Here is a 23,676-nt window from a genome sequence, read left to right on the forward strand (position 1 = left end):
ATGTGGGCATGATTTCATGGAAAAATGACAGCTTCCGGCGTGCAAGCGCTGCGGGGCTCTTGGCGGTGCTACTTGCGGTTTCGGCCGTGGCCCCCGCCGCAATGGCCATCGATCCTGATGACGTCCACCTTGATGGGCGAACCATTGTGGGTTCGTATCTGTCGGTGGCCGCGTCCAACTACTTCGAGGGCTGCAGCGGAAGTTGGAAGCCCGACATGACAATTCAATGGCTGAGGGACGGCGTACCCGTTCCTGTTGTTCCACCGGAGAACCCGTATTTGTATCGTTTGAGAACCCCTGATCTCGGTCACCGTATTTCTGCAGTCGTCACGGGATCGCCCGTGAGCTGTGCCGATCGGACAGTAACCACGCCTCCATCGGACCCCATCAAGAAGGAACCCATGAGGGCCGAGGGCTTCACGGGCAGGAACGCCTTTGAGGTCATGGCACGCAAGCCTGACGGGACCCTGATGCTGTACCTCGGACAGGACAACGCAGAGGGTTGGAAGGACGTGCGGCGAGTTGGACCCGGCTGGGACGGCTTCAGCAAGATCATAGCGGCCGGCGATTTTGGGGGTGATGGTGTCAACGACCTCCTGACGCAGAACAGTGAGGGGAGGATGTTCCAGTTCAATGGCACCGGCGACGGCGGCTTCCACACTTATCAGGATCCCGGGATCGACTATGGCTTTGGACCAGGATGGAACGCCTTTGATAAAGCGCTGGGGCCTGGCGACTTTGACGGCGACGGCCTGAATGATCTCCTCGCCAGTGAGGCCAATGGCGATCTATACCTCTACCCTTCAGGTTTTGAGCGAGCCATCAAGCCGGGAGTTTACGTCGGCCACGGCTGGGACGTCATGGACCTCCTGATCGGCCCCGGGGACTGGGACGGCGACGGCAACGTGGACGTGCTGGCCAAGGACAAGAGTGGGAGGCTTTACTTCTACGGCGGGGATGGCCACGGCGGCTGGACCACTGTACGGCAGATCGGGCAGGGCTGGAATGCCTTGACGATGATCGGCAGTGCTGGTGACTTCAACCGGGACGGTTTCAATGATGTCCACGGCGTTAACAGTGCTGGCGATCTGGTGATGTACTACGGCGATGGTCGCGGGGGCTGGAAGGGTGTTGAGACTGTCGGTTGGGGCTGGAACATCTTCAATGGGCTCTACTAGTCGGGGGGCAACGTGTCGAGAAGCAAGTCAATCGCAAAAGCAGTGCTGCTGGCTCTGGCGCTCGCATTTTCTGCAACGGGTCCGGCCGCGTCCGCAGCAGAGGTGCCGGACGTGGAAATATCGGGCAACCCGATCGTGGGCGCGGTGTTGATCGTGGATGGGGCCCAGGAGTACTTCGTAGGCTGCGGCGGAAACGGGGACCCTGGGTACTCCATTCAGTGGCTTCGCGACGGGGAACCGATCGCACCGGATCCCCGTTTTAGCCCGTACCTCCATGTCGTGGAATTGGACGACCTCGGCGGTCGGATCTCCGCTGTGGCCAGTGGCTCGCCCGCCGCATGCGCCGGCCGGAAAGTGGTGACGCAGCAAACCGCGGTGGTAGAGAAAGAACCACTGCGGGCTGCAGGATTCACGGGGCGCGGAGTCTTCGAACTGCTGGGCCGAACCCATGACGGGACGCTCATGCTGTACCTCGGCAAGGACACATCAAAGGGATGGAAGGAAAGCCGTCAGGTAGGCCCGGGATGGGGACTGTTTACCAGGATCATTGCCGGGGGCGATCTGACCCACGACGGTATTGCCGATCTGATGGTCGAGAACACCTCGGGGACGCTCTACCGCTTCCCGGGAACAGGCGACGGCGGATTCCACACTGATAACGCCAAGGGCACCTGGGAGTGGAGCGCCATGGACAACGCGATTGGGCCCGGTGACTGGAACGGGGATGGACCTAACGATCTGCTGGCCAGCGACGCAACCGGCGATCTTTTCGTCTTCCCTTCCCAGCCGTTCGGCGGCTGGGGTGCTCGGGAAAAGGTCGGCCACGGCTGGGACGTCATGGACCTCCTGATCGGCCCCGGCGATTGGGATGGCGACGGCAATGTGGACGTCCTGGCCAAGGACAAGACCGGGAGGCTCTACTCCTACGGTGGCGATGGCCACGGTGGCTGGACCACCGCTCGGCAGATCGGGCAGGGATGGAATGCCTTGACGATGATCGGGAGTGCTGGCGACTTCAACCGGGACGGTTTCAACGATGTCCATGGGGTGAATGCTGCTGGCGATCTGGTGATGTACTACGGCGATGGTCGCGGGGGCTGGAAGGGCGTTGAGACTGTCGGTTGGGGCTGGAACATTTTCAACGGGCTCTACTGAAACGCCACCAAAGCGCCCCGCTAAACCAGCCCCAACCAAAGCAGCCCCTACTGAACCGGGCGCAACCGCAGACCCTGCATGCCGCCGTCGACGGCCAGGGAGGTTCCCGACGTCGAACCGGACAGGGGGCTCGCGAGGTAGGCCACCGCGCCCGCAACTTCAGTCGGGTCCACCATCCGCCCATGTGGTTGACGGGCATTGAGTGCGGCGCGCTCAGCTGCCGGGTCAGCGGCGGAATCCAGGAGGCGGCCCACCCAGGGCGTGTCCACAGTGCCTGGATTTACGCAGTTCACGCGGATGCCCTCGCGAATGTGGTCGGCAGCCATGGCAAGCGTCAACGACAGCACTGCGCCCTTGGACGCCGAGTACAGCGCCCGCTGGGGAAGCCCGGCGGTCGCGGCGATTGAGCAGGTATTCACGATCGAAGCGGCCGGCGACTCGCGCAGGTACGGCAGGGCAGCACGGCTGACGCGCGCAATTCCTACGACGTTGATGTTCAGGACCCGGAGCCACTCGTCGTCGTCGTTTGCGGCGATGTCACCTTGGGCGCCTATGCCGGCGTTGTTGACCACGATGTCCAGGCGACCAAAGTGCTTGGCAACGGTTTCGACGGCGGTGCGCACCGAGGCGTCATCGGCCACGTTACATTCCACACCGAAGTGCGGGCTGGTGTCCGGTGTCAGGTCCAAGACGGCAACTTGCGCACCGCCGGCGGCGAGCCGGTCCGCGATGGCCGCACCAATTCCGGAGGCTCCGCCGGTCACGAGTGCCGCCAGGCCTTCGAATTCCTGGCCCACTGGGGATGCCATCAGGCGTTGACGTGGGCGGGGGCGGCGGAAACGGTCCCGGCCTGCGCGCGGTAGTATTCCTGCCGCTGGCGTCCCAGGCCGTCAATCTCCAGCTCCACCACGTCGCCGGGCTGGATGTAGGGGAATCGACCAGACAGGGCCACACCCTCGGGTGTGCCGGTGATGATGACGTCGCCAGGCTCCAGGACCATGTATTGGCTGAGGTGGTGAACGATCGTGGCGGGATCGAAAATCATGTCCGAGGTGTTCGAGTCCTGGCGGGCTTCGCCGTTGACCGAGGTCCTCAGCCGGAGGTTGCTGGCATCCACCTCAGATGCGGGAACCAGCCACGGGCCAAGGGGAGTGGAGGCGGGGAGTGACTTGCCCTTGGTCCATTGTCCGGCGGCTCCGGGGATCTGGTAGTCGCGCTCGGAGAGGTCGTTGGCCACTGCGTAGCCGGCGATGCATGCTTCTGCCTCGTCCAGGGACGAAAGGTAGGACGCTTCCTTGCCGATCACTATTGCCAATTCCACTTCCCAGTCATACTTTTCCGACGACGGCGGGATGGGGGCAGCGTCGAAAGGCCCAGTGATGGTGTTGGTCGGCTTCAGGAAAACCACGGGAACCTCAGGAGGCGTCGCACCGGATTCGGCTGCGTGGGCGGTGTAGTTCAAGCCAATGCAGATGACCGAGCCCGGACGGGCCACAGGCGCTCCGATGCGCAGGCCTTCTGCCTGGATTTCAGGAAGTTTCCCGGATTCCAGGGCTTCGCGGGTGCGGGTGAAGCCGCCCGAGGCGAGGAAAACGCCGTCGATGTCGTTGGTCAGCGGCGAGAGATCGAAGTACTTCTCTGTGCCGTCGGCGTCCTGGGCGATGACGGCCGGTTGTTCGTTTCCGGCCGTACCCAGCCTGGCGAATTTCAAGGTCATGGCTTCCTCCGTGCGTTTGGGACTAACATCCGAGCTCTAGTGTGCTGTTTCACTACATAATACGGAAATGTGACCCATTGACAAGGCAGACATCGGATGTTTAGCTCTACCTAGATCAACCGCCAGCTGCCAAGCAAGGAGCGCAATGAGCGTCATCACCGCAGTGGAAACTTTCGATATCCGCTTTCCCACCTCGCAGGACCTCGACGGCTCCGACGCCATGAACCCGGACCCCGACTATTCAGCCGCCTATCTGATCATTCGCACCGATGCCGGTGACGGTCATGAAGGCCACGGCTTCGTGTTCACGATCGGGCGCGGAAACGAGGTTGAGACGGCAGCCCTCGACGCTCTTCGGGACCACATTTTGGGCCGGAACGTGGAGGATCTCCTGGGAGACATGGGCGCCACCTGGAAGTTGATGGTCCACGATTCCCAACTCCGCTGGCTTGGTCCGGAAAAGGGCGTCATGCATATGGCGATCGGCGCGGTGGTGAACGCCCTCTGGGATCTGAAGGCCAAGCGGGCGGGCTTGCCGCTCTGGGAACTGCTCGCAGACATGAGTCCTGAGGAACTCGTGGCATTGGTTGACTTCCGTTACCTCAGCGATGCCCTCACCCCGGATGAAGCGCTGGGGATCCTGCGCGCAGCGGAGGCGGGCAAGGAAGTACGTAAAGTGGCACTTCGTGCTGAGGGCTACCCCGCTTACACCACGACGCCGGGCTGGCTGGGTTACAGCGACGAGAAACTGACCCGCCTGGCCAAGGAAGCCGTGGCCGATGGTTTTGCACAGATCAAGCTCAAGGTAGGCGCCTCTTTGGAGGACGATATCCGGCGCGTGGGAATTGCCCGTGAGGCGGTGGGTCCGGACATCAAGATCGCTGTGGACGCCAACCAGCGCTGGGATGTTCAGGAAGCCATCGATTGGATGGCCCACCTGGCCCCTTACGACATCGCCTGGATCGAGGAACCCACCAGCCCCGATGACGTCCTGGGGCACGCGGCCATTGCCCGCGGTGTGGATCCTGTCCCTGTGGCTACCGGGGAGCACGTCCAGAACCGGGTGATGTTCAAGCAAATGCTCCAAGCCGGTTCCCTCCAGGTCCTGCAGATTGATGCAGCCCGGGTAGCTGGAGTCAACGAGAACATCGCCATTCTGCTGCTGGCTGCCAAGTTCGGTGTGCCTGTCTGCCCTCATGCCGGTGGTGTGGGGCTGTGCGAGGCCGTTCAGCACCTGTCGATGTTCGACTTCGTCGCCGTTTCGGGGACAAAGGAAGGCAGGATGATCGAGTTCGTGGATCATCTGCACGAGCACTTCATCACACCCGTGGATGTCCGAAGCGGCGTGTACTGGCCGCCGTCGGCTCCTGGCGCGGGCAACGAAATGGTCCGTGAAACACTGGCCGAATACGCGTTCCCCGACGGCCCCGTCTGGGCCCGATAACGTACCGCGACAGCACGTGCACGCTCACAAGGAAGTGATCGCATGACCCAGCAAGCACCACCGCTGCTCTCCCTCCACGGAGTCAGCAAGACTTTCCCCGGAGTCCGGGCCCTGAACAACATGGGGCTGGAGCTTCGCCACGGTGAAGTCCTTGCGCTCGTGGGAGAGAACGGTGCCGGAAAGTCCACGCTGATGAAGCTTCTGTCAGGTATATACACGCCGGACGGCGGTACTTTCGAGCTGAACGGTACGGCCTTTGTGCCGGACAGTCCCAAGCACGCGCAGGAACTGGGCATCAGCATCATCCACCAGGAATTCAACCTGATGCCGGACCTCACCGTGGCGCAGAACATTTTCATCGGCCGCGAACCCCGGCGCTTCGGAGTGCTGAACGAGCGGGCCCTTAACCACCAGACGCAGGAGCTGCTGGACAGGATCGGCCTGCAGCTGAATCCCCGTCAAAAGGTGGGGCAGCTGACGGTGGCCAAGCAGCAGATGGTCGAAATCGCGAAAGCACTGAGCCACGATTCCAAAGTGATCATCATGGACGAGCCGACGGCAGCCCTGAATGACGCCGAGGTGGCAGCGCTGCACCAGATCATTCGTGGGTTCATCTCTCCCGACACCGGCGTCATCTACATCTCGCACCGCATGGACGAACTCAAGCAGATCTCACAACGCATCACGGTGATTCGCGACGGCGAGTACGTCGACACAGTCAGCACGGCGGAGACCACCATGAAGGAAGTCATTTCCCTGATGGTGGGGCGCCAGATTTCGGGAGAACAGCGTCCGACGGCGGTCCCCGCCGAGGTGGCTAACGACGTCGTGCTTTCGGTTGAGGGGTTATCGACGCGAACCCTGCTGCGGGATGTCGGCTTCGACCTCCAACGCGGCGAAATCCTTGGCTTCGCAGGGCTCATGGGAGCAGGTCGGACGGAAGTGGCGCGTGCCTTGGTTGGCGCTGATCGTGCCACGTTCGCCCGGCTAGAGGTACGCGGCGCTGATGCGGTCATCCCGAACCCTGCTGCTGCCGCGAAGTTGGGCATCGGCTACCTGTCCGAGGACCGCAAGCATCTTGGCCTCATGCTTGAGCGGGACGTGAAAGAGAACATCATGCTCTCTTCGCTCGCCGCGAATGCGCCGGGCGGGTTCATCAAGGATTCGGCCTTGCGCCGGACCGCTGAGGAATACAGCAGGAAGCTGCGGATCAAAACGCCATCCATCCACCAGCTGGCCCGCAATCTCTCGGGCGGCAACCAGCAGAAGATCGTGATCGCCAAGTGGCTGGTCAAGGACTGCGACATTCTCATCTTTGATGAACCCACACGCGGAATCGACGTTGGCGCCAAGGAGGAAATTTACAGGCTCCTTAACGAACTGGCCGCCGGTGGGAAATCGATCATCATGATCTCCTCGGAGCTTCCCGAGATCCTGCGCATGTCCCACAGGATCGCCGTTATGGCCGAAGGCCGGATCACAGGCTTCCTCAGCAACGCTGAAGCCACCCAGGAACAAATCATGGAGCTGGCCACCCGCCGCGCCATCGCCACACCAGGAGCAATGACAGCATGAGCCTTGTAGAGACCCCCGCGTCCCGCAACCAGGGTACAAAGCCCGAATCCGCCGAACAGAAGCCCGTACGTGACCTCGCTACGAGGTTCCGTTCCTCCCTTCAACAGCTCCTGGCCTTCGGTTCACTCATTGTCCTGGTGATCTTTTTCGGCGCAATAAACTCGCGGTTCCTGGTGCCGAGCAATCTTTCGGACATCCTGCTCTCCACAGTGGTGATCGGGTTGCTGGCCCTCGGCGCAACGTTCGTGATCATCACCGGCGGCATTGATCTCTCCGTCGGTACCGGCATGAGCCTGTGCTCGGTGATGACAGGCGTGGTTCTGACCTATCTCGGGCTGCCGCTGTGGGCCGGCGTCATTGGCGGCATCCTGATGGGAGCCGTGATTGGTGCCGTCAACGGGTTCCTGATCTCCTTCCTGAAGATTCCACCGTTCATCGCCACCCTGGCCACCATGCTCGTTGCACAGGGTATGGCCCTGGTAGTCTCCGGAACCAAGCCGATCTATTTCACCAGCACTGAGGGCTTCGCCAACCTCGCCCTCGGCAAGCCCATCCCGGGCCTGGTGGTTCCTAATGCGGTATTCATCTTCTTCGCAGTGGCCGTACTGGCAGGGCTTGTCATGAGCAAGACGCTCTTGGGCCGCTACACCTTTTCCATCGGCTCCAACGAGGAAGCCACGGCACTTTCCGGCATCAACGTCCGGAACTGGAAGTTGTGGATCTACACGGCTGCAGGAGCCTTCACAGGCCTGGCCGGCGTCATCATCGCAGCCCGCCTGAACTCAGCCCAGCCCGGGCAGGGGATGGGCTACGAGCTCCAGGCGATTGCCGCCGTCGTGATCGGTGGGACATCCCTGGCCGGAGGCAAAGGCTCCATCGTTGGAACAGTGATCGGCGCCCTGATCATGTCCGTCCTGACCAACGGCCTCCGCATCATCTCCGTGCCGCAGGAATGGCAGAACGTAGCAATCGGCGTCGTGATCCTCGTAGCGGTCTATCTGGACATGCTGCGCAGGAAGGAGACCGCCAAATAGCCGCTGCGCTTCCGCTCCAACCACATGCATCCTCTCCAGAACGCATCCTCAGAAAAAGGGAGTCTTCAATCGTGAGCAAGTCCATCCACAACCGCCGTTCCTTCCTTACCCTCACCGGCCTCGCCCTCGGTGCCGTCGCTATCGCTGGCTGTGAGGCACCAGCCGGATCCGCCGGCGCCAGCGGAGCAGCGACAGACGGCGCCAAGCCGTACATCGCCGTCGTGTCCAAAGGTTTCCAGCACCAGTTTTGGCAGGCCGTTAAGCAAGGCGCGGACAAGGCTGCCAAGGAATTCAACGTCGATATCACCTTTGAAGGCCCGAACACCGAGAAGGACGTTGACCAGCAGATCCAGATGCTTACCACCGCCCTGGGCAAGTCGCCTGCAGCTATCGGCTTCGCAGCGCTGGACTCACAGGCTGCCACGCCCCTGCTGGAGCAGGCCAAGAGCAAGAACATCCCCGTCATTGCGTTCGACTCCGGCGTCGACTCCACCATCCCGGCCACCACGGCCTCCACGGACAACAAGGCTGCAGCAGCTGAGGCTGCCAAGCACCTTGCTGAATTGATTGGCGGGTCAGGCGAGATCGCCATCATCGGCCACGACCAGACGTCCAAGTCCGGCACCGACCGCCGCGACGGCTTCAAGGAATACATCGAGAAGAACAACCCCGGTGTCAAGATCGTCGCCATCCAGTACGCCGGTGGCGACCAGCTGCTCTCGGCAGACGCTGCCAAGGCGATCATCACCGCCAACCCCAACCTCAAAGGCATGTACGGAACCAACGAAGGCTCGGCAATCGGCGTCGTCAAGGCCGTGGAAGAACTCGGCCTCAAGGGCAAGCTGACGATCGTCGGATTCGACTCCGGCAAGGCGCAAATCGACGCCATCAAGTCCGGACTCATGGCGGGCGCCGTCACCCAGAACCCGGTCGGCATTGGCTACGAAACCGTCAAGGCAGCCGTTGCCGCGATCAAGGGTGAGAAGTTGCCGAGCAAGATCGACACGGGCTTCTACTGGTACGACGCAAAGAACATCGACTCCGAGACCATTAAGCCCAACCTCTACGAATAGAATCACGCCTCCAAAAGCACCGCCAACTCCCGGCACACGGAAGGTATCCCGTTGATCCAGCACGCACCTTGGTTTGAAGAGTCCCGCTTTGGCATGTTTGTCCATTGGGGCCTCTACGCACTGCCTGCCCGGCACGAGTGGGTGATGAACCGGGAGGAAACCACTGTGGAGGAGTACTCCAAATACTTCCGGCGCTTTGACCCAGATCTCTACGATCCAAACGAGTGGGCACGCGCAGCGCGCAAGGCCGGCATGAAGTACGTGGTCCTCACCACCAAGCATCACGACGGCTTCTGCCTGTGGGACTCTGCCCTGACGGACTACAAAGCCACCAACACGCCAGCCGGTCGTGACCTGATCGCACCCTACGTTCAAGCGCTGCGGGATGAAGGGCTCAAAGTCGGCTTCTACCACTCGCTGATCGACTGGCACCACCCCGACTTCACCATCGATGGCGTGCACCCGCAACGCAACGCCACCGACGTCGAAAGCGTCAACGCCGGGCGCGATATGGCACGCTACCGCGAGTACCTCCATGGCCAGGTCCGTGAGCTCCTCAGCAACTACGGCACCATCGACTACCTGTTCTTCGATTTCTCCTACGACGAAGACGAACACGCCGGCTTCTGGGGCGCCAAAGGCGCCAAGGACTGGGACTCCGAAACCCTGCTCGCCATGGTGCGGGAACTCCAGCCAGGCCTCGTGGTCAACGACCGCCTGGGTATCCCCGGAGACTTTGTCACCCCCGAGCAGTACCAGCCAGCAGGTCCCATGATGGTCGACGGCGCCCCGGTCAGCTGGGAGGCGTGCCAAACGTTGAACGGCAGCTGGGGTTACGACCGCGACAACCTCAACTACAAATCCGTGGACCTGCTGATCCGAATGTTGGTGGATGGCGTCTCCAAGGGCGGAAACCTTCTGCTCAACGTAGGCCCAACAGGCCGGGGCAGCATCGACCCCAGAGCGCTCGCCTCCCTCGAAGGGATCGGCGAATGGATGCAACTGCACTCCCGCTCCATTTACGGTGCAGGAACATCCCAGTTCACAGCACCACCGGATACCCGCTACACCCAGCGCGGGGACAGGCTGTACGTGCACCTCTTCGCCTGGCCCTTTGAATACGTCCATCTCCCGGACCTGGCTGGCAAGGTGGAGTACGCCCAACTCCTCAACGATGCGTCCGAAGTCTTCCTGCAAGAGGGTGACCCCGGACAGCAAGCCATCAACATCACCCCCGGCGGCCAGCCAGCCGGGACGCTGACCATCAAGCTCCCGGTCCAGCGGCCCGACGTCGCTGTGCCCGTGCTTGAGCTGTTCCTGAAGCCGGGGGACTTCAATGACTGAAAGCATCGCACTCCACACCCGCCTCAAACCCGGAACCGAGGAGGAATACGCCCACGCCCACGCAAACATCCCACCCGAACTGGTCGAAGCCCTTAAAGGAGCCGGCGTGCGGAATTGGCGGATCTGGCGCAGCGGGCTGGACCTTTTCCACGTGGTGGACGTCGAGGACTACCAAGCCATGCGCCATGCGCTCGCAGATCATCCGGCGAACGTGCCCTGGCAGGCCCGGATGGCCGAACTTCTTGAGGTTCAGGACGATTACTCCGGGAACGATTCGGGTATCCAGAAAGTATGGGAGCTGCCATGAACCCGGAACCACTTAACCTCGGCAGGCTCGGATTCGGTGCGGCCGGCATCGGGAATTTGTACAAGGCCATCCCTGATGGGGAAGCCATGGCCACTGTCCTGGCCGCTTGGGACGCAGGCTTTCGCTATTTCGATACCGCACCGCACTATGGCCTGGGCTTGTCTGAGCAGAGACTGGGTGCTGTCCTCCGGGACAAACCTCGGGAAGAATTCGTCATCTCCACCAAAGTGGGCCGCTTGTTGGAAGCCAACACCGGCGGCGCCTCGGCAAAGGACGGCTCAGCAACGGACGATTCAGTAAAGGACGACGAAGGCTTCGACGTCCCCGCTACCAGCAGGCGCGTGTGGGACTTCACCGAAGCCGGCATCCGCCGTAGCATCGAGGACTCCTTGGAACGCCTGGGCCTGGATCACGTGGACATCGCGTATCTCCACGATCCCGATGTTCACGATCTCCACGCCGGGATCTCCCAGGCCCTTCCAGCGCTGGAGAAACTGCGCGAAGAAGGGGTGGTCAAAGCCATTGGCGTTGGCACCAACTCCGCGGAGGCAGCCTTGGAGTGTGTCGAGGCCGCGGACCTGGACCTCGTCATGCTCGCAGGCCGCTACACACTGCTTGAGCAGCCCAGCGTCCCGCTGCTTGACCGGTGTGTGGAGCGCCGCACCGGCGTCGTGAATGTTGGCGTCTATAACTCCGGGTTGTTGGCTCGTCCTGAAGTCCCCGACGACGCGCATTACAACTACGACCGCGCCCCGCGTGAAGTGGTCGAGCGTGCACGGGCACTCGCGGCGGTCTGCCGGGGCTTCGGCGTTGAACTTCCGACGGCGGCACTCCAGTTCCCGTTGAGGCATCCGGCCGTGGTGAATGTGACAGTCGGAGCCAGCGGACCTGAACAGGTCACCTCGAACGCCAGCCGTATACAGGAATCCGTGCCGGAAGAATTGTGGGACGCGTTGGAGGCTCTGGGGCGTGATTGACGCGCATCTGCACCTGTGGAACCTGGATGCCTTTGTGACCGGAGGTGTCCGACCCTACTCGTGGCTGGGCCCGCAGCACGGCGCGCTGTTCCGCAGCTTCGGTGAGAATGAGGCTGGAGAGGTCCTGGCCGCTGCCGGGATCAGGGGAGCGGTGTTGGTCCAGGCCGACGACACGCTTGCCGACACCCAGAGCATGCTTCGTGTGGCCTCGCGCCAACCTTGGGTACTCGGCGTCGTGGGGTGGATCCAACTGGATTCGCCAACACAGGCTGCCGAGCAGCTGGACGCGTTCACCGCTCATTCCGTGTTCAGGGGAGTCCGGCACTTGGTGCACGATGATCCCCGCGATGACTTCCTTGACCTGCCCTCGGTACGGGATTCCCTGGCCTTGGTTGCCGCCCGCGGCCTGGCCTTCGACGTCCCCGATGCCTTCCCACGTCACTTGGGAGCCACTGTCCAGCTTGCCCGCGACCTCCCGGAGCTGACCGTGGTCCTGGATCATCTCGGCAAGCCACCCCTTGCGGACGCGACTGCGATGGACCTTTGGCGCTCTGATTTTCGAGAACTTGGGCGCCTGCCCAACACGGTGGCTAAATTGTCCGGCCTGCACCTGCCCGGCGTGGAGTATTCGGCCGATTCGTTGCGGCCACTGTTCGACGAAGCTCTGGAAGCCTTTGGCCCTGATCGCTTGATGATCGGCAGCGACTGGCCAGTCAGCACGCTCCGTGCGCCCTATGGCAGGACCCTGGATGTGTTGTTGGAACTCATCTCTTCACTGAGCGTCCCGGAACAGGATGCCGTGCTCGAGGCGACAGCGATTCGTACCTACGGGCTGCCGGTTAACCCGATTCCCCAGGATTAGCGCTTCCCTGGGACTAGGCTTTCCAAGGCTTAGAGCGCCTGCCGCAGCCAGTTCTCCACGCCGCTGATGTGGACGGTCACGAGGGCCCGGACCAGCTCGGCATCGCCGCGTTCCAAGGCGTCGGCGATCGCGCGGTGCTCCGCGAGGGTGTGCGCCACGGCCTTTTCCTGCGTCAGGCCACGCCAGATCCGCGCACGAACCGTGCTGCTGGACAGGGCTTCCAACAGACTGCCAAGGTAGTCGTTCCCAGCGGCTTCGGTAATGATGCTGTGGAACTCGAGATCGTGGGCTACCAGTTCTTCGACGTCGGTGTTTTCATCGATGCCGTCCATGGTGGCGCGCAATGCCGTGAGCTCGGCCGGCCCGATCTTGCCGGCAGCGAGGTGGGCAGTGGCCGGTTCCAGGATTCGTCGGACCTCAAAGAGTTCCAGGATGGAGCGGTCCTGATGCAGGTCAACCACAAAAGCCACGGCTTCGTTGAGCAGCTTGGCATCGAGGCTGGTGACGTAGGTTCCGTCGCCGCGGCGGACATCGAGCACGCGGATCAGCTCCAGCGCCTTCACCGCCTCACGCAGTGAACTGCGTGAAAGGCCGAGCCGCTCGCTCAGTTCCTTCTCCGGCGGAAGCCGATCCCCGGCCTTGAGTTCCCCGCGGATCAGCATGTCCTTGATCTTGCCAATCGCCTCATCTGTGACAGCCATGGGTCCATAGTAGTCGCCAATCATCGGATGTTTGGCTTAGGCACGGTCTCACGCATCTCGCTCGCATTAGTGGTTGTTCCCAGCCCTGGGAACAACCACGGCTACTTGGGCGCGTTAACCAACGACGGCGGCACTCAGGTTCCGTTGTTACGGAACCCGGGTGCCGTCGTCGGGCGCTGTTTGGGGCTTGTTAGGAGTCGCCGCCGCGCATTGGACGGTTCGCAACCACCGGCGCGCTGCCGGTGTAGCCGTCGCGGGTCGCAGCAAGCTCGTGGATCTGCTTGCGGCACAGGTACCAGCCGACCACCATCAGTGCGCAGGCGATACCCGTGACAAGCATGGTGAGCGGGGAGTCGATGAAGACCATCACCAGCACGCCCACCAGGAACAGGAGCGAGAGGTAACCGGTATACGGCGCACCAAACATCCGGAAGGACGGGCGCTTGAGCCAGCCCTTGTCTGCCCAGCGTTTGAGTTGCATCTGGCACAGGACGATGGTGGCCCACGTGACGATGATGCCCACGGAAGCAACGTTCAGGACGATTTCGAAAGCCTGTGATGGGACGAGGTAGTTCAGCGGAACGCCGAGGAGCGAGACGCCTGCCGTGATGGCAATGCCACCGTAGGGGACACCGGCCTTGTTCATTCGCTGGGCAAACTTCGGGGCGGAGCCGGCAACGGACATCGAGCGCAGGATACGGCCGGTGGAGTACAGGCCGGCGTTCAGCGAGGACAGCGCGGCGGTGAGGACCACGAGGTTCATGATCACGTCCACGCCCTGGATGCCGATGGAACCGAAGAACGTCACGAACGGGCTGACGCCCTTCTCGTATGAGGTGTACGGGAGCAGCAGAGCCAGCAGGATGACCGAGCCAACGTAGAACACTGCGATACGGAAGACCACGGAGTTGATGGCCTTGGGCATGATCTTCTCAGGGTTCGGGGTTTCACCGGCGGCGGTGCCGATGAGCTCGATCGATGCGTAGGCGAACAGCACACCCTGCATGAGGATGATCATGGGAAGGATGCCATTGGGGAAGATGCCGCCGTTGTCCGAAAGGAGGCTGAAGCCAACTTCCTGGCCCTCGACGGGTGTGCCGAAGATGACGAAGTAGGTGCCCACCACCAGGAACGCCACCAGTGCGGCCACCTTGATGATGGCAAACCAGAATTCAAGCTCGCCGAAGACCTTGACCGATACGAGGTTCAGGCCCAGGACCACGACAAGTGCGATCAGCGCCCATGCCCACTGTGGAACCACGCCGATCCACGGGACGTATTTGCCGAAGAAGTTCATGTACAGCGCCGCTGCTGTGATGTCCACGATGGTGGTGGTGGCCCAGTTGATCCAGTAGAACCAACCGGAAACGAACGCGGCCTTCTCACCGAAGAACTCACGGGCGTAAGAAACGAAGGATCCCGACGACGGGCGGTGGAGAACGAGTTCACCGAGCGCGCGGAGGATCAGGAACGCGAAGAAGCCACATACGGCGTAGGCGATGACGAGCGAAGGGCCGGCAGCGTTGAGGCGGCCACCTGCGCCGAGGAACAGACCGGTGCCGATTGCACCGCCGATCGCGATCATCTGGATCTGGCGGGGCTTCAGATCCTTGTGGTAGCCCTTGTCCTCTGTGTGGAGGGCTTTCTCGCTGGCATGCGCTTGGGCCGGGACCGTGTGGTCCGTAATGGGTGGGTTGGTCATTGGAATCCTTAGGGGTGTCCTGTTGGGGGTGTCCTGGACGCGTCCGGTCGGGGGCCGGAGCGCAGGACAGGGCCTCGGGGGTGTGCCTTATCGGGCGGGACGGCTCTTTTGAGCCGCTGGGCTTACTGGCCGGTTTCGGCTTACTTGCTCAGGTTTGCCAGACGTTCCGGGCTGAGCAGTTCCTCAAGCTGGGCAGCGGTCAACAGACCGTGCTCCAGTACGAGTTCTGCAACACCCTTGCCGGTGGCCAGCGCTTCTTGGGCGATGGCCGTGGCGGAGGCATAACCGATGTGGGGGTTCAATGCCGTGACGAGACCGATCGACTGCTCCACGGTAAGCCGTAGCCGTTCGGTGTTTGCGGTGATTCCCCGGACGCAGCGTGCCGTAAGGGTGCGGCACGCTGCTTCCAGGTGGGAGATGCTCTTGTGCAGGCTGTGCACAATGATCGGTTCGAAGGCGTTCAGCTGAAGCTGGCCCGCCTCCGCGGCCATGGTGACTGTGACATCGTTGCCGATGACTTCGTACGCCACCTGGCTGACCACTTCCGGGATCACCGGATTGATCTTGCCGGGCATGATCGACGAGCCGGACTGTACGGCCGGCAGGTTGATCTCGCCCAAACCCGCACGCGGTCCAGAGGACAGCAGGCGGAGGTCGTTACAAATCTTGGAGAGCTTCACTGCCACGCGCTTAAGGACGCCGGACAGGTGAACAAAGGCGCCAACATCCTGGGTGGCCTCAATGAGGTCCGCGGAGGTAAGGAGCGGAAGGCCAGTGATTTCAGCGAGATGACGGCACGCAGCATCCGCGTAACCGACTGGCGCATTCAGGCCCGTGCCAATGGCGGTAGCCCCAAGGTTGATCTCGTGGATCAGCATGTGGGACTCGTCCAGGCGCGCCCGGTCCTCGGCAATGGTCACGGCGTATCCGCCGAATTCCTGGCCCAGGGTCATGGGAACGGCGTCCTGAAGCTGGGTGCGGCCCATCTTCACTACCGTGCGGAATTCGCGGCCCTTCTCGGCAAACGCCAACTCGAGTTCTTCCAGGGCGAGGAGGAGTTCCTTCACCGAGAAGATCGTGGCAAGGTTCACCGCCGTCGGGTAGACGTCGTTGGTGGACTGGCTCAGGTTTACATGGTCGTTCGGGTGCAGCTTGGAGTAATCGCCCTTGGGGTGGCCAAGGATCTCCAGCGCGCGGTTGGCGATGACCTCGTTGGCGTTCATGTTGGAACTGGTTCCCGCGCCGCCCTGGATCACGTCCACCATGAACTGCTCCTGGAGCATGCCATCCATGACGTCCTGGCAGGCCTGTTCGATGGCTCCGGCACGCTCAGCATCCAGGAGGCCGAGCTCGTGGTTGGTGCGTGCTGCCGCCATTTTTACCGCGGCGAGGCCGCGGACCAAGTGACGGTTGGTGGACAGGGGCTGTCCGGTGATGGGGAAGTTCTCGATAGCCCGCAGGGTGTGGACGCCCCAGTAGGCGTTCCCGGGAATGTCGCGGTCCCCCAGGAGGTCGTGTTCGGAACGGATGGGGATCGCCTGATCGACGGTGGTCATAGCTGTCCTTGGTTTAGTTCTTGCTGAAAAATTGCGCTGCGCGGAGCTCGCCGACCGGATGGCCGCCGCCCAGCACCGGTGGGCTTTGAAGCGTGTCCAGGCTTCCGCCGTCGACGCCCAACTGGCGGAGAACCTCCACGGTTACGGGCATGCGTGCGCGATCACCGCCGTCGGAAATCTTCACGGCCACGCCACGACCGTCCGGCAAGCCCACCAGCTGGAGGCCTTCAAAGCCGTCCTTGGCCAGCAGCCCCGGGACGGCGCGCATCAGCGCGGTGACGTCGCGGCCTTCGCCTGCGACCATCTCGGGGAAGCTGCGCATGGCGTGGGCAACCTTGCCCTCGTCGGTGCTTTGGTCAGCGGCGGCGATGCGGCCGTAAGCGCGGGCCATGCCGTGAAGTGTGTGCGCAAAAAGCGGAGTGCCGCAGCCATCCGTGCTCACTGCGGCTGCATCCTCGCTAGTGAGTTCGGTGATGGTGTCACGAACCAGGACCTGAAGCGGGTGTTCCGGGTTCAAGTAGCCCTCCACAGGCCAACCGTTGATGACGCAGACTGCAGTCATGGAGGCGTGCTTGCCGGAGCAGTTCTGCGCAAGTTGGGTGGGGCCATTGCCGGCGCGGAGCCACTCTTCGCGCTCAACGACGCCGTACGGCAGGTCAGTGCTGTTGCCAAGCGCCGCTTCGGTCAGGCCGTGAAGCGCCAGGATTTCGGCGGCGCCGTCGCGATGCGCTTTGCTGCCCGAGTGGCTGGCGGCCGTCAGGGCGAGGAGTTTCTGTGGGATGTCCAAGCCCGCGCGGAGGAGGGCTACGGCCTGCAGCGGTTTAAGGGAGGAACGCGGGTACATGGGCGCGTCCGGCTGGCCGGCTTCGATGGCACTGCTGCCATCGGCGTTCAGGGCGATCAGCGATCCATAGTGGATGCTCTCCACCAAGCCGTCGCGGGTCTGTTCGACGAGCGGGACGTGGTTGGGCGTTCTCTGTGCTGTTTGGGCCGCTGCTGCTGCGGTCACGTGGGGCATGGTGTCCTTTGGGTGGTTCATTTGCTGAGGATCGTGTCCAGTGCGACGCTGACGGCCTGAAGGTGATCGGCCATCGCTTTGCTCGCTGCTTCGGCGTCGCCTGCTTCGATTGCGTTCAGCACGGCAACATGTTCCTCGTCCGAGCGGTGTTGCCGGTCGGCGACGAGGTTGAGGGTTTCAGACTGGTGGGCCAAGGCGTCGCGGATATCGGAAACGACGCTGGCGAACACCCGGTTGCCACTGGCCCGGGCGACGGCGGAATGGAAGCTCGCGTCGAGGTTTACCCACGCTTCGGGATCGTTCTCGTTGAGCATTTCCTGGACGATGTCCTTCAGGTGCTCAAGTTCTTCTTCGGTGCGGCGCTGGGCTGCCAGTCCCGCTGCGGGAATCTCAATGTGCGGACGTGCCTCGTTCAGATCACGCGCACTGTACTGGCCCAAGGTAAGGTCATTGGCGACCTTGTTGGCCACAATGAACGTGCCCTTGCCGGTCTTGGTCACGGTCAAACCCAGTGTGTTGCACGACCGCAGGGCTTCGCGGATGACCGAGCGGCTCACGCCATACTGGGCTGCCAGCGTTGCTTCAGAGCTCAGCTTGGTGCCGATATCGAACTGGCCGCCCTCGATGGCCCTTCTCAGTGCCGCGAAGACCGCCTCAGCCGCGGAAATGCGCGAGATCGGGGTAGGCCCAGCGGGCTTGCCCGATGCGGGCTGTCCGGCTGTCCGGCTGTCTGACAGGTTCACGTTATCGAATATGGCACGGGTCACAAGGCTGTGTCAACGCTGAAAGGCTTGTTTCAGGGTTTGGTGGTTGGTCGAGCGGCTGGCTCACTGCACCAGTGGCAGCTTGCGTACGTTGGCCACTGCATCGTCGGCGACTTTCGGCAGCCGCCCCATATGGTTTTGCAGTTCGTCTTTGGCGGCATCAAACGCTTCCACCAGCTGCCCGCAGTAGTTTCCAACAATCTCTTCCGCTACGTCGGGCGTGACGCCGAACTGCGTACCCGTGGAGACCAGCATTTGCCGGCTGATTTTCTGCAGACGGTATTCGCCTTTCACGCTCATCGCGAGGTCGATGGTCGATTCTCCGTCCCAGTAGGGTGCGTATGTAGCGAGGTCATAAAGCGGTGCTATTTGCACTTCACTACCCCGGAGCAGGATCGAGTAGTTCTTGGCGTGAGCATCCGTGCAACCGGCCACAGTGTTGAACACGAAGGCCCGGTAAAGTGCTTCTCCAGCTTTGCGGCGGTCTCTTTCGAGGGGAAACGACCGCGCAAGTGAAGCCATGTCGCCGGCCCCAGGACCCCCGTCGCGATGCTGGTACTTCTTTGCCGGCGAAACGCTCAGAGACTGGCAGAGGTCCTCTTGGTGAATGCGGCGCCAGACCCCATCGGTGAGTTGACGGTCATAGCGCCGTGTCACGAATACGTCCCAAGAACCGATGCGTGCAAGTTCGGACGTCGCTACCTCAAGGCCGAGCAAGGCTGCCGCCCTCATGGTCAGCTGCTCGACGACGTCGAGCCTGCTGAAGTTCCCTGCTGTCGGCTTCAAGATGTGAGTTGTTGGTGTCGCATCTGCCGGGACTCCCCACGTCCCATCGGGGAGTTGATGAAGGGCGATTTTCGGTTGTGCTCCTGCAAGGCTGAAACGTCCTGCTGCATCGTCGTATGGCGTGCCATCCTCATATTCAGCCACGACATGATCCAGCATGGTGGCAACCTCGGATTCCGAGACCGGGGTGACCGAGTTCCTGGCGAGCCCGCCGTCCGGGGATTCTGTTCCCGGACGCATGAATTGGAGTGCGCCAGCGACATCTGCACCGATGTACTCAAGGATGGCGAAAGGGTTTGATGGGGAGACCCCAAACCTCCTCGCTATGGTCCGCAAGGCTCCGTCGCTGTCCGGGAGCAAGCCTTGCAGGAAGGGCAGGACTGCGCGCTTCTTGTGTGAAGCGGCGGCCAGTGGCATGGAAAGCGATAATGGTGTCGCGTCGGGGATTGCCTGATATTCCGGTTTATAGCGGAATATCAGATTTCCTGAGGGCGTCTGCTCAACCCGACCACAGGCTGCCCCATCCATGAACACGTCGAGTGCACGGCTATTTACCATCTGACGTAGCCGGTGTCGCTGTTGCGTACGGCAAGCTCGAACCCCAAAGCTTGGAAGACGTCCATGAATTTTGACGTCTCCACTGTTGCCTTGCCGGATTCAAGGTCGATCAAGAAGGTTCGCGAAACGTTCGCTCGGCGGGCAAGCTCTGCCTGAGACCAGCCACGCTCCTCACGAAGCTCACGTACCAGTGGGCCTGCCTCCCGCACTGTGCGCATTCTCGGACTCCTGTCGCCGTACGGCAACTTTCGAAAATGTCGCCGTACGACGACTTTAGCATTTGTTGCCGTACGGCGACAGTGTCACGCTGTCCTTGATGATGATGCGGGCCCCTGCGTGACGCTCAGGACCAGGAAGGAAGCAAGCAGCGCACCGCAAACGTTCGGTTGACACAATGGACCATGCTCTTCACCAAAAAGTCCCTCACCGCCGAAGGTTTCACGGGCTTTCGAGCCTTGGACGAACTCGACGTCATGCGCGTCCCCCAGGGTCCCGGGGTCTTTGCCCTGCTTTGCCCCGCTGGTTTCAAGCCCGTCTTCCTCAACCAGAGCACCGCGGGCACCTTCAAGAAAAAGGACCCGTCCCTCAAACGGGAAGCTCTGGAGGCGGAGTGGGTTTCCGACGCTTCCCTGTTGTACCTGGGCAAAGCCAGTGCCGGAAGCCAGGGAAATCGGGGGCTGCGGAAGCAGATCCAGGAGTTCATGGATTACGGTCGCGGGCGACCCACCGTCGTCTGGGACGCCCGCCTCATCTGGCAGCTCCGGGATGCCTTGGACCTGATCATCGCGTGGAAGGAACTTCCTCCTTCCGACGTGAACGCAGCCGAAGCCGGCTACCATGCTGGTTTCGTTGCCACCTACGGCCGCCTACCATTTGCGAATCTGGTTCAGGCCCGTTCCAAGAAATAGGGCGTTAACCACGACGGCGGCACCGGGCTTCTGTTGGGGGCCTGCCATGGGAGCGGCGAGCGGCGCATAATGTCATGCATGACGGCCAGTAACCCCACTGGAGGCAAACCGCATGGATCCCGGATCACCGTCGAGGTGCCGGTCCTCCGCATAGGCGCCGGGCAATCCGATTATGAGGGACTAAGCCATTACGTCGACTTCCTCCGGAAGCCGCAAGGGCTGCACATGACGCTGCTGCACGTGGGTATCCTCGATGATTTGGTCCAAGATATTGAAGCCTGGACCAAAGGAATGTCCCGGTCAGAGAACGTACTTCCAGAGATTGTGGGTTGGTTGACCGAGTTGCCTGTGTTGCAGGGCTTCCTCGGAAAGTCGGACAAACTGATCCCTCTGGGCGGTGGCCGTCTCATGGGACTGGAAGTTGACGTTCCTCAAGAGGTGCACGACTATCAGGCCCTTCTGGTCCAGGGGCTCCATGTGCTTTTGGATGATCTGGGCCTGGATAACATCGACGACTTCATCCTGAGCTCGCCTGCCCTTGGCTACAGGTCGCCACGCTGGTTGCCGCATATCGCCGTCGGTAAAGCACGGACCCGCCATGAGCCGCAGATGGAGATCGCTCCAGTGCCCGTTGAAGTCGGGGACTCGCAGATCCGGAACCGGGACTCGCTTCCTCCCCAATCGTGAACGTGTTTGTCCTGCCACGGTAAATTGGATGTGACTCCCGTTTCCCAGCCAAGGACTTCCATGCAGCCCCGCACCCTGTTTCGTATCGTTGCTTTTGCCGAAGCTGTGACGTGGACGCTGTTGCTGATTGGGCTGTTCCTTAAGTACGTCACCCACACCACGGAGATAGGCGTCAGCATAGCCGGAGGCATTCATGGCTTTGTCTTCCTCTGCTATGCAGCGACAGCCGCCTTCACATGGATCAACCAGAAATGGTCGGCCCGAACGGGTCTGCTTGCCATCGTCTCTGCCGTGATCCCGTACGTCACTATTCCCGTGGAAAAGTCGCTCGACCGTCGGGGTCTCCTTGCCGGCGGTTGGCGCTTTGCCCCTGGGGGAGAGGAACCTCAAGGCGGGCTGGAGAAAGGGCAGGCTTGGATCCTGGGAAACCCGATCCTGGCCATTGCGATTGTCTTGGTGGGCGTGGCTGGCGTGTTCAGCTTCCTCCTGTTCATGGGCCCGCCGGATACCTGGTTCTCCTGATCCAGCTTCGCTCTGTGGCTTCCTGAGCTTCTTTGCACCCGCTCTTCGGCGACCAAGCTTTACAAGCAAGGGAAGCATATTGGACATGCTTCCCATCGCTGCTCTTGAAAGCGTTTAGGATTCTCGGCCGTGGAAGCACATTGGTCCGCCGATCGGAATCCAGTCCTGCCGCCCAGGGTTCGTGATGGATTTGAGCGCTCGCTTCCAAACGATCGCCCTTCCTTCCTCCCCACCAGAGACCGTTGCTGGACAGGACAGTGAAAGGCAGCCCTTTCGAAGCAGGAACTTAATTCCAGATCAGTGCAACATTAAATCTTTCAGCGCGAACCAGCGGCAAAACCCCCGCAGTACAGGGCTAGGATTGGGTACGGAATTAATTGTTACAAACCGTTATCGAAAGTTCTGAGTCGTGAAGCCGATCGAGTTTCCAGAGTTTCCGTTCAACTCTCCCCTGGCTAAGTCCATCATTCAGCTTGAGCGAGTACGAGCCGATCTGGGCGAAGGAACCACACCGCCGGAGCTTTACTCTCAGCTCCGGAAGTTGTTCCAGTTACTCTCGAGCATCATGAGTGCCCGGATCGAAGGGAACAGGACTTCAATTGTTGATGCCGTCTCAGGGGTCCAACGGGCTGGTCGCGAAAACATCAAGCAAGTCGATGATGTTCAGGAGATCGTGCAGCTGCAGGAGGCAACCACTTTCGTCGATTCAGTCGTGGAGCGCGGGACCAATCTGACCCATGGCTTTGTGAGGGAACTGCACAGAATCTCAGTCGAAGGATTGGAGCGCGAGGGAGACAGGACGCCGGGAATGTACCGTGTGTCGGATGTGACCATTAGTGGCTCGGCTCATCGTCCTCCTTCCCCGGGAGATGTCCACAGTGACATGACCGCCCTTCTCGACTTCATTAACGCCGACGTGGACCAGAACTATGAGTTGTTGAAGATTGCTTTGGCCCATCATCGCTTCGTTTGGATACATCCCTTCGGAAACGGAAATGGTCGTGTAGGCAGGCTTTTGACCTATGCCGCGATGCGTAGGCAAGGCTTTTCGGAAAGCGCGGGTTACCGGACCCTGAACCCGACAGCCGTGTTCGGAGAGAACCGGGAACTCTACTACGAGCGGCTGGAGGACGCTGATTCCCTTCTGCCCGATTCATTGATTCGATGGGCTACATACGTTCTCGAGGGCCTGCTGAACGACCTCACCAGACTGTCAAAGCTGGGGAACAAAGAGTATGTAACGAACTCTCTATTGATTCCGGCCATCCAGCGCGGGCTGGAAGTGGCGCGTTTTACTAAGGCGGAAACAGATGCTCTCATCATCATTGCCCAGAAGACTGAGGTGAAGGCGGCGGACCTCCAACCCGCGTTCCCTGGTTCTGCGGCATCCCGGAGCCAAGGAATCCGGAGACTCTTGGAGCGAGGAGTCATCGAACCGATTGGTGACGGAAGGCGAAGCTACCGGCTTCGCCTAGCGCCCAGTGAATTGACACCGCTCTTGGTGAGGGAACTGGACAGAAGGGACTTCCTACCTGCCATTCTGCAGGAGTCACTCTAAAGTCCTGGAGCGTCGGGGCAGCCCCAGGATTTGGGGTTTTCCTGGCAGGTGTCGGCGACGAGTGCTTTTTCTGTTTTCCAGACCTGGATGGTTTTCGGTGCTGTGGTGAGGTCCAGGGTTCCGTTGATGGGCAGTGGGGGTCCGTTGTTCACGGAGTAGGTTCCGGTGAAGCTGGTGGTGATGGTGGCGGGGTAGTTCCCTGTTGCTGTGTAGCTGTGGCTGGTGCGGGTGTCGTTGAGGAGCCAGTCGG

23 protein-coding genes and 1 pseudogene are annotated in these 23,676 nt (G+C 61.4%); 14 read left to right on the top strand and 10 right to left on the bottom strand.

The window, feature by feature from the left end:
* The first annotated feature begins 8 nt into the window (after positions 1-8).
* Positions 9-1,178, top strand: a complete 1,170-nt coding sequence (locus tag AB4Z15_RS19640) for an FG-GAP repeat domain-containing protein (protein WP_442018608.1) — start codon at positions 9-11, stop codon at positions 1,176-1,178.
* Positions 1,179-1,190: 12 nt separating this feature from the next.
* Positions 1,191-2,333 carry an FG-GAP-like repeat-containing protein gene (locus AB4Z15_RS19645; protein ID WP_442018609.1) on the top strand — a complete coding sequence of 381 codons (1,143 nt, stop codon included), beginning with the start codon at positions 1,191-1,193 and terminating at the stop codon, positions 2,331-2,333.
* Positions 2,334-2,380: 47 nt separating this feature from the next.
* On the opposite strand, the gene AB4Z15_RS19650 is transcribed toward AB4Z15_RS19645, so the two are convergent.
* Together AB4Z15_RS19650 and AB4Z15_RS19655 are read right to left on the bottom strand one after the other, a co-directional pair.
* Positions 2,381-3,142, bottom strand: coding sequence for an SDR family NAD(P)-dependent oxidoreductase (locus AB4Z15_RS19650; protein WP_442018610.1), 762 nt, complete (start codon positions 3,140-3,142; stop codon positions 2,381-2,383).
* A complete protein-coding gene (locus AB4Z15_RS19655; RefSeq protein ID WP_442018611.1) occupies positions 3,142-4,050 on the bottom strand; it encodes a fumarylacetoacetate hydrolase family protein in 909 nt (302 codons plus the stop codon). Before AB4Z15_RS19655 ends, AB4Z15_RS19650 begins: the two co-directional genes overlap by 1 nt.
* A 145-nt stretch (positions 4,051-4,195) precedes the next feature.
* Here AB4Z15_RS19655 and AB4Z15_RS19660 point away from each other — a divergent pair, with 145 nt between their 5' ends.
* From AB4Z15_RS19660 to AB4Z15_RS19695, 8 genes are all read left to right on the top strand, one after another.
* Positions 4,196-5,494, top strand: a complete 1,299-nt coding sequence (locus AB4Z15_RS19660) for an L-fuconate dehydratase (RefSeq protein ID WP_442018612.1) — start codon at positions 4,196-4,198, stop codon at positions 5,492-5,494.
* Between the two features lie 42 nt (positions 5,495-5,536).
* Complete coding sequence (locus AB4Z15_RS19665) at positions 5,537-7,069, top strand: sugar ABC transporter ATP-binding protein (RefSeq protein ID WP_442018613.1); 1,533 nt, start codon at positions 5,537-5,539, stop codon at positions 7,067-7,069.
* Positions 7,066-8,103 carry an ABC transporter permease gene (locus tag AB4Z15_RS19670; RefSeq protein ID WP_442018614.1) on the top strand — a complete coding sequence of 346 codons (1,038 nt, stop codon included), beginning with the start codon at positions 7,066-7,068 and terminating at the stop codon, positions 8,101-8,103. Before AB4Z15_RS19665 ends, AB4Z15_RS19670 begins: the two co-directional genes overlap by 4 nt.
* A 71-nt stretch (positions 8,104-8,174) precedes the next feature.
* Entirely contained in the window at positions 8,175-9,176 is a 1,002-nt protein-coding gene (locus tag AB4Z15_RS19675; protein WP_442018615.1) for an ABC transporter substrate-binding protein, read from the top strand.
* A 51-nt stretch (positions 9,177-9,227) separates the two neighbouring features.
* The gene (locus tag AB4Z15_RS19680) at positions 9,228-10,520 is read left to right on the top strand and encodes an alpha-L-fucosidase (RefSeq protein WP_442018616.1); all 1,293 of its coding nucleotides are present in this window, start codon (positions 9,228-9,230) and stop codon (positions 10,518-10,520) included.
* The gene (locus tag AB4Z15_RS19685; RefSeq protein WP_442006802.1) at positions 10,513-10,827 is read left to right on the top strand and encodes an L-rhamnose mutarotase; all 315 of its coding nucleotides are present in this window, start codon (positions 10,513-10,515) and stop codon (positions 10,825-10,827) included. The genes AB4Z15_RS19680 and AB4Z15_RS19685 overlap by 8 nt, the downstream gene beginning before the upstream one ends.
* A complete protein-coding gene (locus AB4Z15_RS19690; RefSeq protein ID WP_442018617.1) occupies positions 10,812-11,804 on the top strand; it encodes an aldo/keto reductase in 993 nt (330 codons plus the stop codon). The genes AB4Z15_RS19685 and AB4Z15_RS19690 overlap by 16 nt, the downstream gene beginning before the upstream one ends.
* Entirely contained in the window at positions 11,797-12,666 is an 870-nt protein-coding gene (locus tag AB4Z15_RS19695; RefSeq protein WP_442018618.1) for an amidohydrolase family protein, read from the top strand. The genes AB4Z15_RS19690 and AB4Z15_RS19695 overlap by 8 nt, the downstream gene beginning before the upstream one ends.
* A 29-nt stretch (positions 12,667-12,695) precedes the next feature.
* Here the strand turns inward: AB4Z15_RS19695 and AB4Z15_RS19700 are convergent, their stop codons facing one another.
* The 7 genes from AB4Z15_RS19700 to AB4Z15_RS19730 all read right to left on the bottom strand — a co-directional run bounded on the left by AB4Z15_RS19700 (position 12,696) and on the right by AB4Z15_RS19730 (position 19,969).
* Positions 12,696-13,367: a FadR/GntR family transcriptional regulator gene (locus AB4Z15_RS19700; RefSeq protein ID WP_442018619.1), complete on the bottom strand. Its 672-nt coding sequence runs from the start codon at positions 13,365-13,367 to the stop codon at positions 12,696-12,698.
* Between the two features lie 190 nt (positions 13,368-13,557).
* Positions 13,558-15,069, bottom strand: a complete 1,512-nt coding sequence (locus AB4Z15_RS19705; protein WP_442018620.1) for an amino acid permease — start codon at positions 15,067-15,069, stop codon at positions 13,558-13,560.
* Between the two features lie 140 nt (positions 15,070-15,209).
* On the bottom strand, positions 15,210-16,625 hold the full coding sequence (locus AB4Z15_RS19710) for an aspartate ammonia-lyase (RefSeq protein WP_442006797.1): 1,416 nt from the start codon (positions 16,623-16,625) through the stop codon (positions 15,210-15,212).
* 13 nt (positions 16,626-16,638) lie between these two features.
* Positions 16,639-17,664 carry an asparaginase gene (locus AB4Z15_RS19715; protein WP_442018621.1) on the bottom strand — a complete coding sequence of 342 codons (1,026 nt, stop codon included), beginning with the start codon at positions 17,662-17,664 and terminating at the stop codon, positions 16,639-16,641.
* Entirely contained in the window at positions 17,661-18,386 is a 726-nt protein-coding gene (locus AB4Z15_RS19720; RefSeq protein WP_442018622.1) for a FadR/GntR family transcriptional regulator, read from the bottom strand. The genes AB4Z15_RS19715 and AB4Z15_RS19720 overlap by 4 nt, the downstream gene beginning before the upstream one ends.
* Before the next feature lie 84 nt (positions 18,387-18,470).
* Positions 18,471-19,751, bottom strand: a complete 1,281-nt coding sequence (locus AB4Z15_RS19725) for a type II toxin-antitoxin system HipA family toxin (RefSeq protein ID WP_442018623.1) — start codon at positions 19,749-19,751, stop codon at positions 18,471-18,473.
* Positions 19,745-19,969 (bottom strand): helix-turn-helix domain-containing protein, encoded by a 225-nt coding sequence (locus AB4Z15_RS19730; RefSeq protein ID WP_442006793.1) that lies wholly within the window; start codon positions 19,967-19,969, stop codon positions 19,745-19,747. Before AB4Z15_RS19730 ends, AB4Z15_RS19725 begins: the two co-directional genes overlap by 7 nt.
* Positions 19,970-20,152: 183 nt before the next feature.
* Between AB4Z15_RS19730 and AB4Z15_RS19735 the strand changes: the two genes are divergently transcribed.
* From AB4Z15_RS19735 to AB4Z15_RS19750, 4 genes are all read left to right on the top strand, one after another.
* On the top strand, positions 20,153-20,659 hold the full coding sequence (locus AB4Z15_RS19735) for a hypothetical protein (RefSeq protein WP_442018624.1): 507 nt from the start codon (positions 20,153-20,155) through the stop codon (positions 20,657-20,659).
* 78 nt (positions 20,660-20,737) lie between these two features.
* Positions 20,738-21,346 carry a hypothetical protein gene (locus AB4Z15_RS19740; RefSeq protein WP_442018625.1) on the top strand — a complete coding sequence of 203 codons (609 nt, stop codon included), beginning with the start codon at positions 20,738-20,740 and terminating at the stop codon, positions 21,344-21,346.
* A 60-nt stretch (positions 21,347-21,406) separates the two neighbouring features.
* Positions 21,407-21,868: a DUF3817 domain-containing protein gene (locus AB4Z15_RS19745; protein ID WP_442018626.1), complete on the top strand. Its 462-nt coding sequence runs from the start codon at positions 21,407-21,409 to the stop codon at positions 21,866-21,868.
* Between the two features lie 565 nt (positions 21,869-22,433).
* Positions 22,434-23,426 carry a Fic family protein gene (locus tag AB4Z15_RS19750; RefSeq protein WP_442018627.1) on the top strand — a complete coding sequence of 331 codons (993 nt, stop codon included), beginning with the start codon at positions 22,434-22,436 and terminating at the stop codon, positions 23,424-23,426.
* On the opposite strand, the pseudogene AB4Z15_RS19755 reads toward AB4Z15_RS19750, so the two are convergent.
* Positions 23,423-23,676 (bottom strand): annotated as a pseudogene (locus AB4Z15_RS19755) (hypothetical protein); the annotation flags it as partial. The gene AB4Z15_RS19750 and the pseudogene AB4Z15_RS19755 overlap by 4 nt on opposite strands.

It is taken from the genome of Paenarthrobacter sp. 2TAF44 (assembly GCF_052114885.1).
GTDB lineage: Bacteria > Actinomycetota > Actinomycetes > Actinomycetales > Micrococcaceae > Arthrobacter.

Coding starts and splice junctions, on each gene's coding strand:
- AB4Z15_RS19640 (WP_442018608.1), top strand. CDS start 9: ATGATTTCATGGAAAAATGACAGCTTCCGGCGTGCAAGCGCTGCGGGG.
- AB4Z15_RS19650 (WP_442018610.1), bottom strand. CDS start 3,142: ATGGCATCCCCAGTGGGCCAGGAATTCGAAGGCCTGGCGGCACTCGTG.
- AB4Z15_RS19655 (WP_442018611.1), bottom strand. CDS start 4,050: ATGACCTTGAAATTCGCCAGGCTGGGTACGGCCGGAAACGAACAACCG.
- AB4Z15_RS19660 (WP_442018612.1), top strand. CDS start 4,196: ATGAGCGTCATCACCGCAGTGGAAACTTTCGATATCCGCTTTCCCACC.
- AB4Z15_RS19665 (WP_442018613.1), top strand. CDS start 5,537: ATGACCCAGCAAGCACCACCGCTGCTCTCCCTCCACGGAGTCAGCAAG.
- AB4Z15_RS19670 (WP_442018614.1), top strand. CDS start 7,066: ATGAGCCTTGTAGAGACCCCCGCGTCCCGCAACCAGGGTACAAAGCCC.
- AB4Z15_RS19685 (WP_442006802.1), top strand. CDS start 10,513: ATGACTGAAAGCATCGCACTCCACACCCGCCTCAAACCCGGAACCGAG.
- AB4Z15_RS19690 (WP_442018617.1), top strand. CDS start 10,812: ATGGGAGCTGCCATGAACCCGGAACCACTTAACCTCGGCAGGCTCGGA.
- AB4Z15_RS19700 (WP_442018619.1), bottom strand. CDS start 13,367: ATGGCTGTCACAGATGAGGCGATTGGCAAGATCAAGGACATGCTGATC.
- AB4Z15_RS19705 (WP_442018620.1), bottom strand. CDS start 15,069: ATGACCAACCCACCCATTACGGACCACACGGTCCCGGCCCAAGCGCAT.
- AB4Z15_RS19710 (WP_442006797.1), bottom strand. CDS start 16,625: ATGACCACCGTCGATCAGGCGATCCCCATCCGTTCCGAACACGACCTC.
- AB4Z15_RS19715 (WP_442018621.1), bottom strand. CDS start 17,664: ATGAACCACCCAAAGGACACCATGCCCCACGTGACCGCAGCAGCAGCG.
- AB4Z15_RS19725 (WP_442018623.1), bottom strand. CDS start 19,751: ATGGTAAATAGCCGTGCACTCGACGTGTTCATGGATGGGGCAGCCTGT.
- AB4Z15_RS19730 (WP_442006793.1), bottom strand. CDS start 19,969: ATGCGCACAGTGCGGGAGGCAGGCCCACTGGTACGTGAGCTTCGTGAG.
- AB4Z15_RS19735 (WP_442018624.1), top strand. CDS start 20,153: ATGCTCTTCACCAAAAAGTCCCTCACCGCCGAAGGTTTCACGGGCTTT.
- AB4Z15_RS19740 (WP_442018625.1), top strand. CDS start 20,738: ATGACGGCCAGTAACCCCACTGGAGGCAAACCGCATGGATCCCGGATC.
- AB4Z15_RS19745 (WP_442018626.1), top strand. CDS start 21,407: ATGCAGCCCCGCACCCTGTTTCGTATCGTTGCTTTTGCCGAAGCTGTG.
- AB4Z15_RS19750 (WP_442018627.1), top strand. CDS start 22,434: ATGAGTGCCCGGATCGAAGGGAACAGGACTTCAATTGTTGATGCCGTC.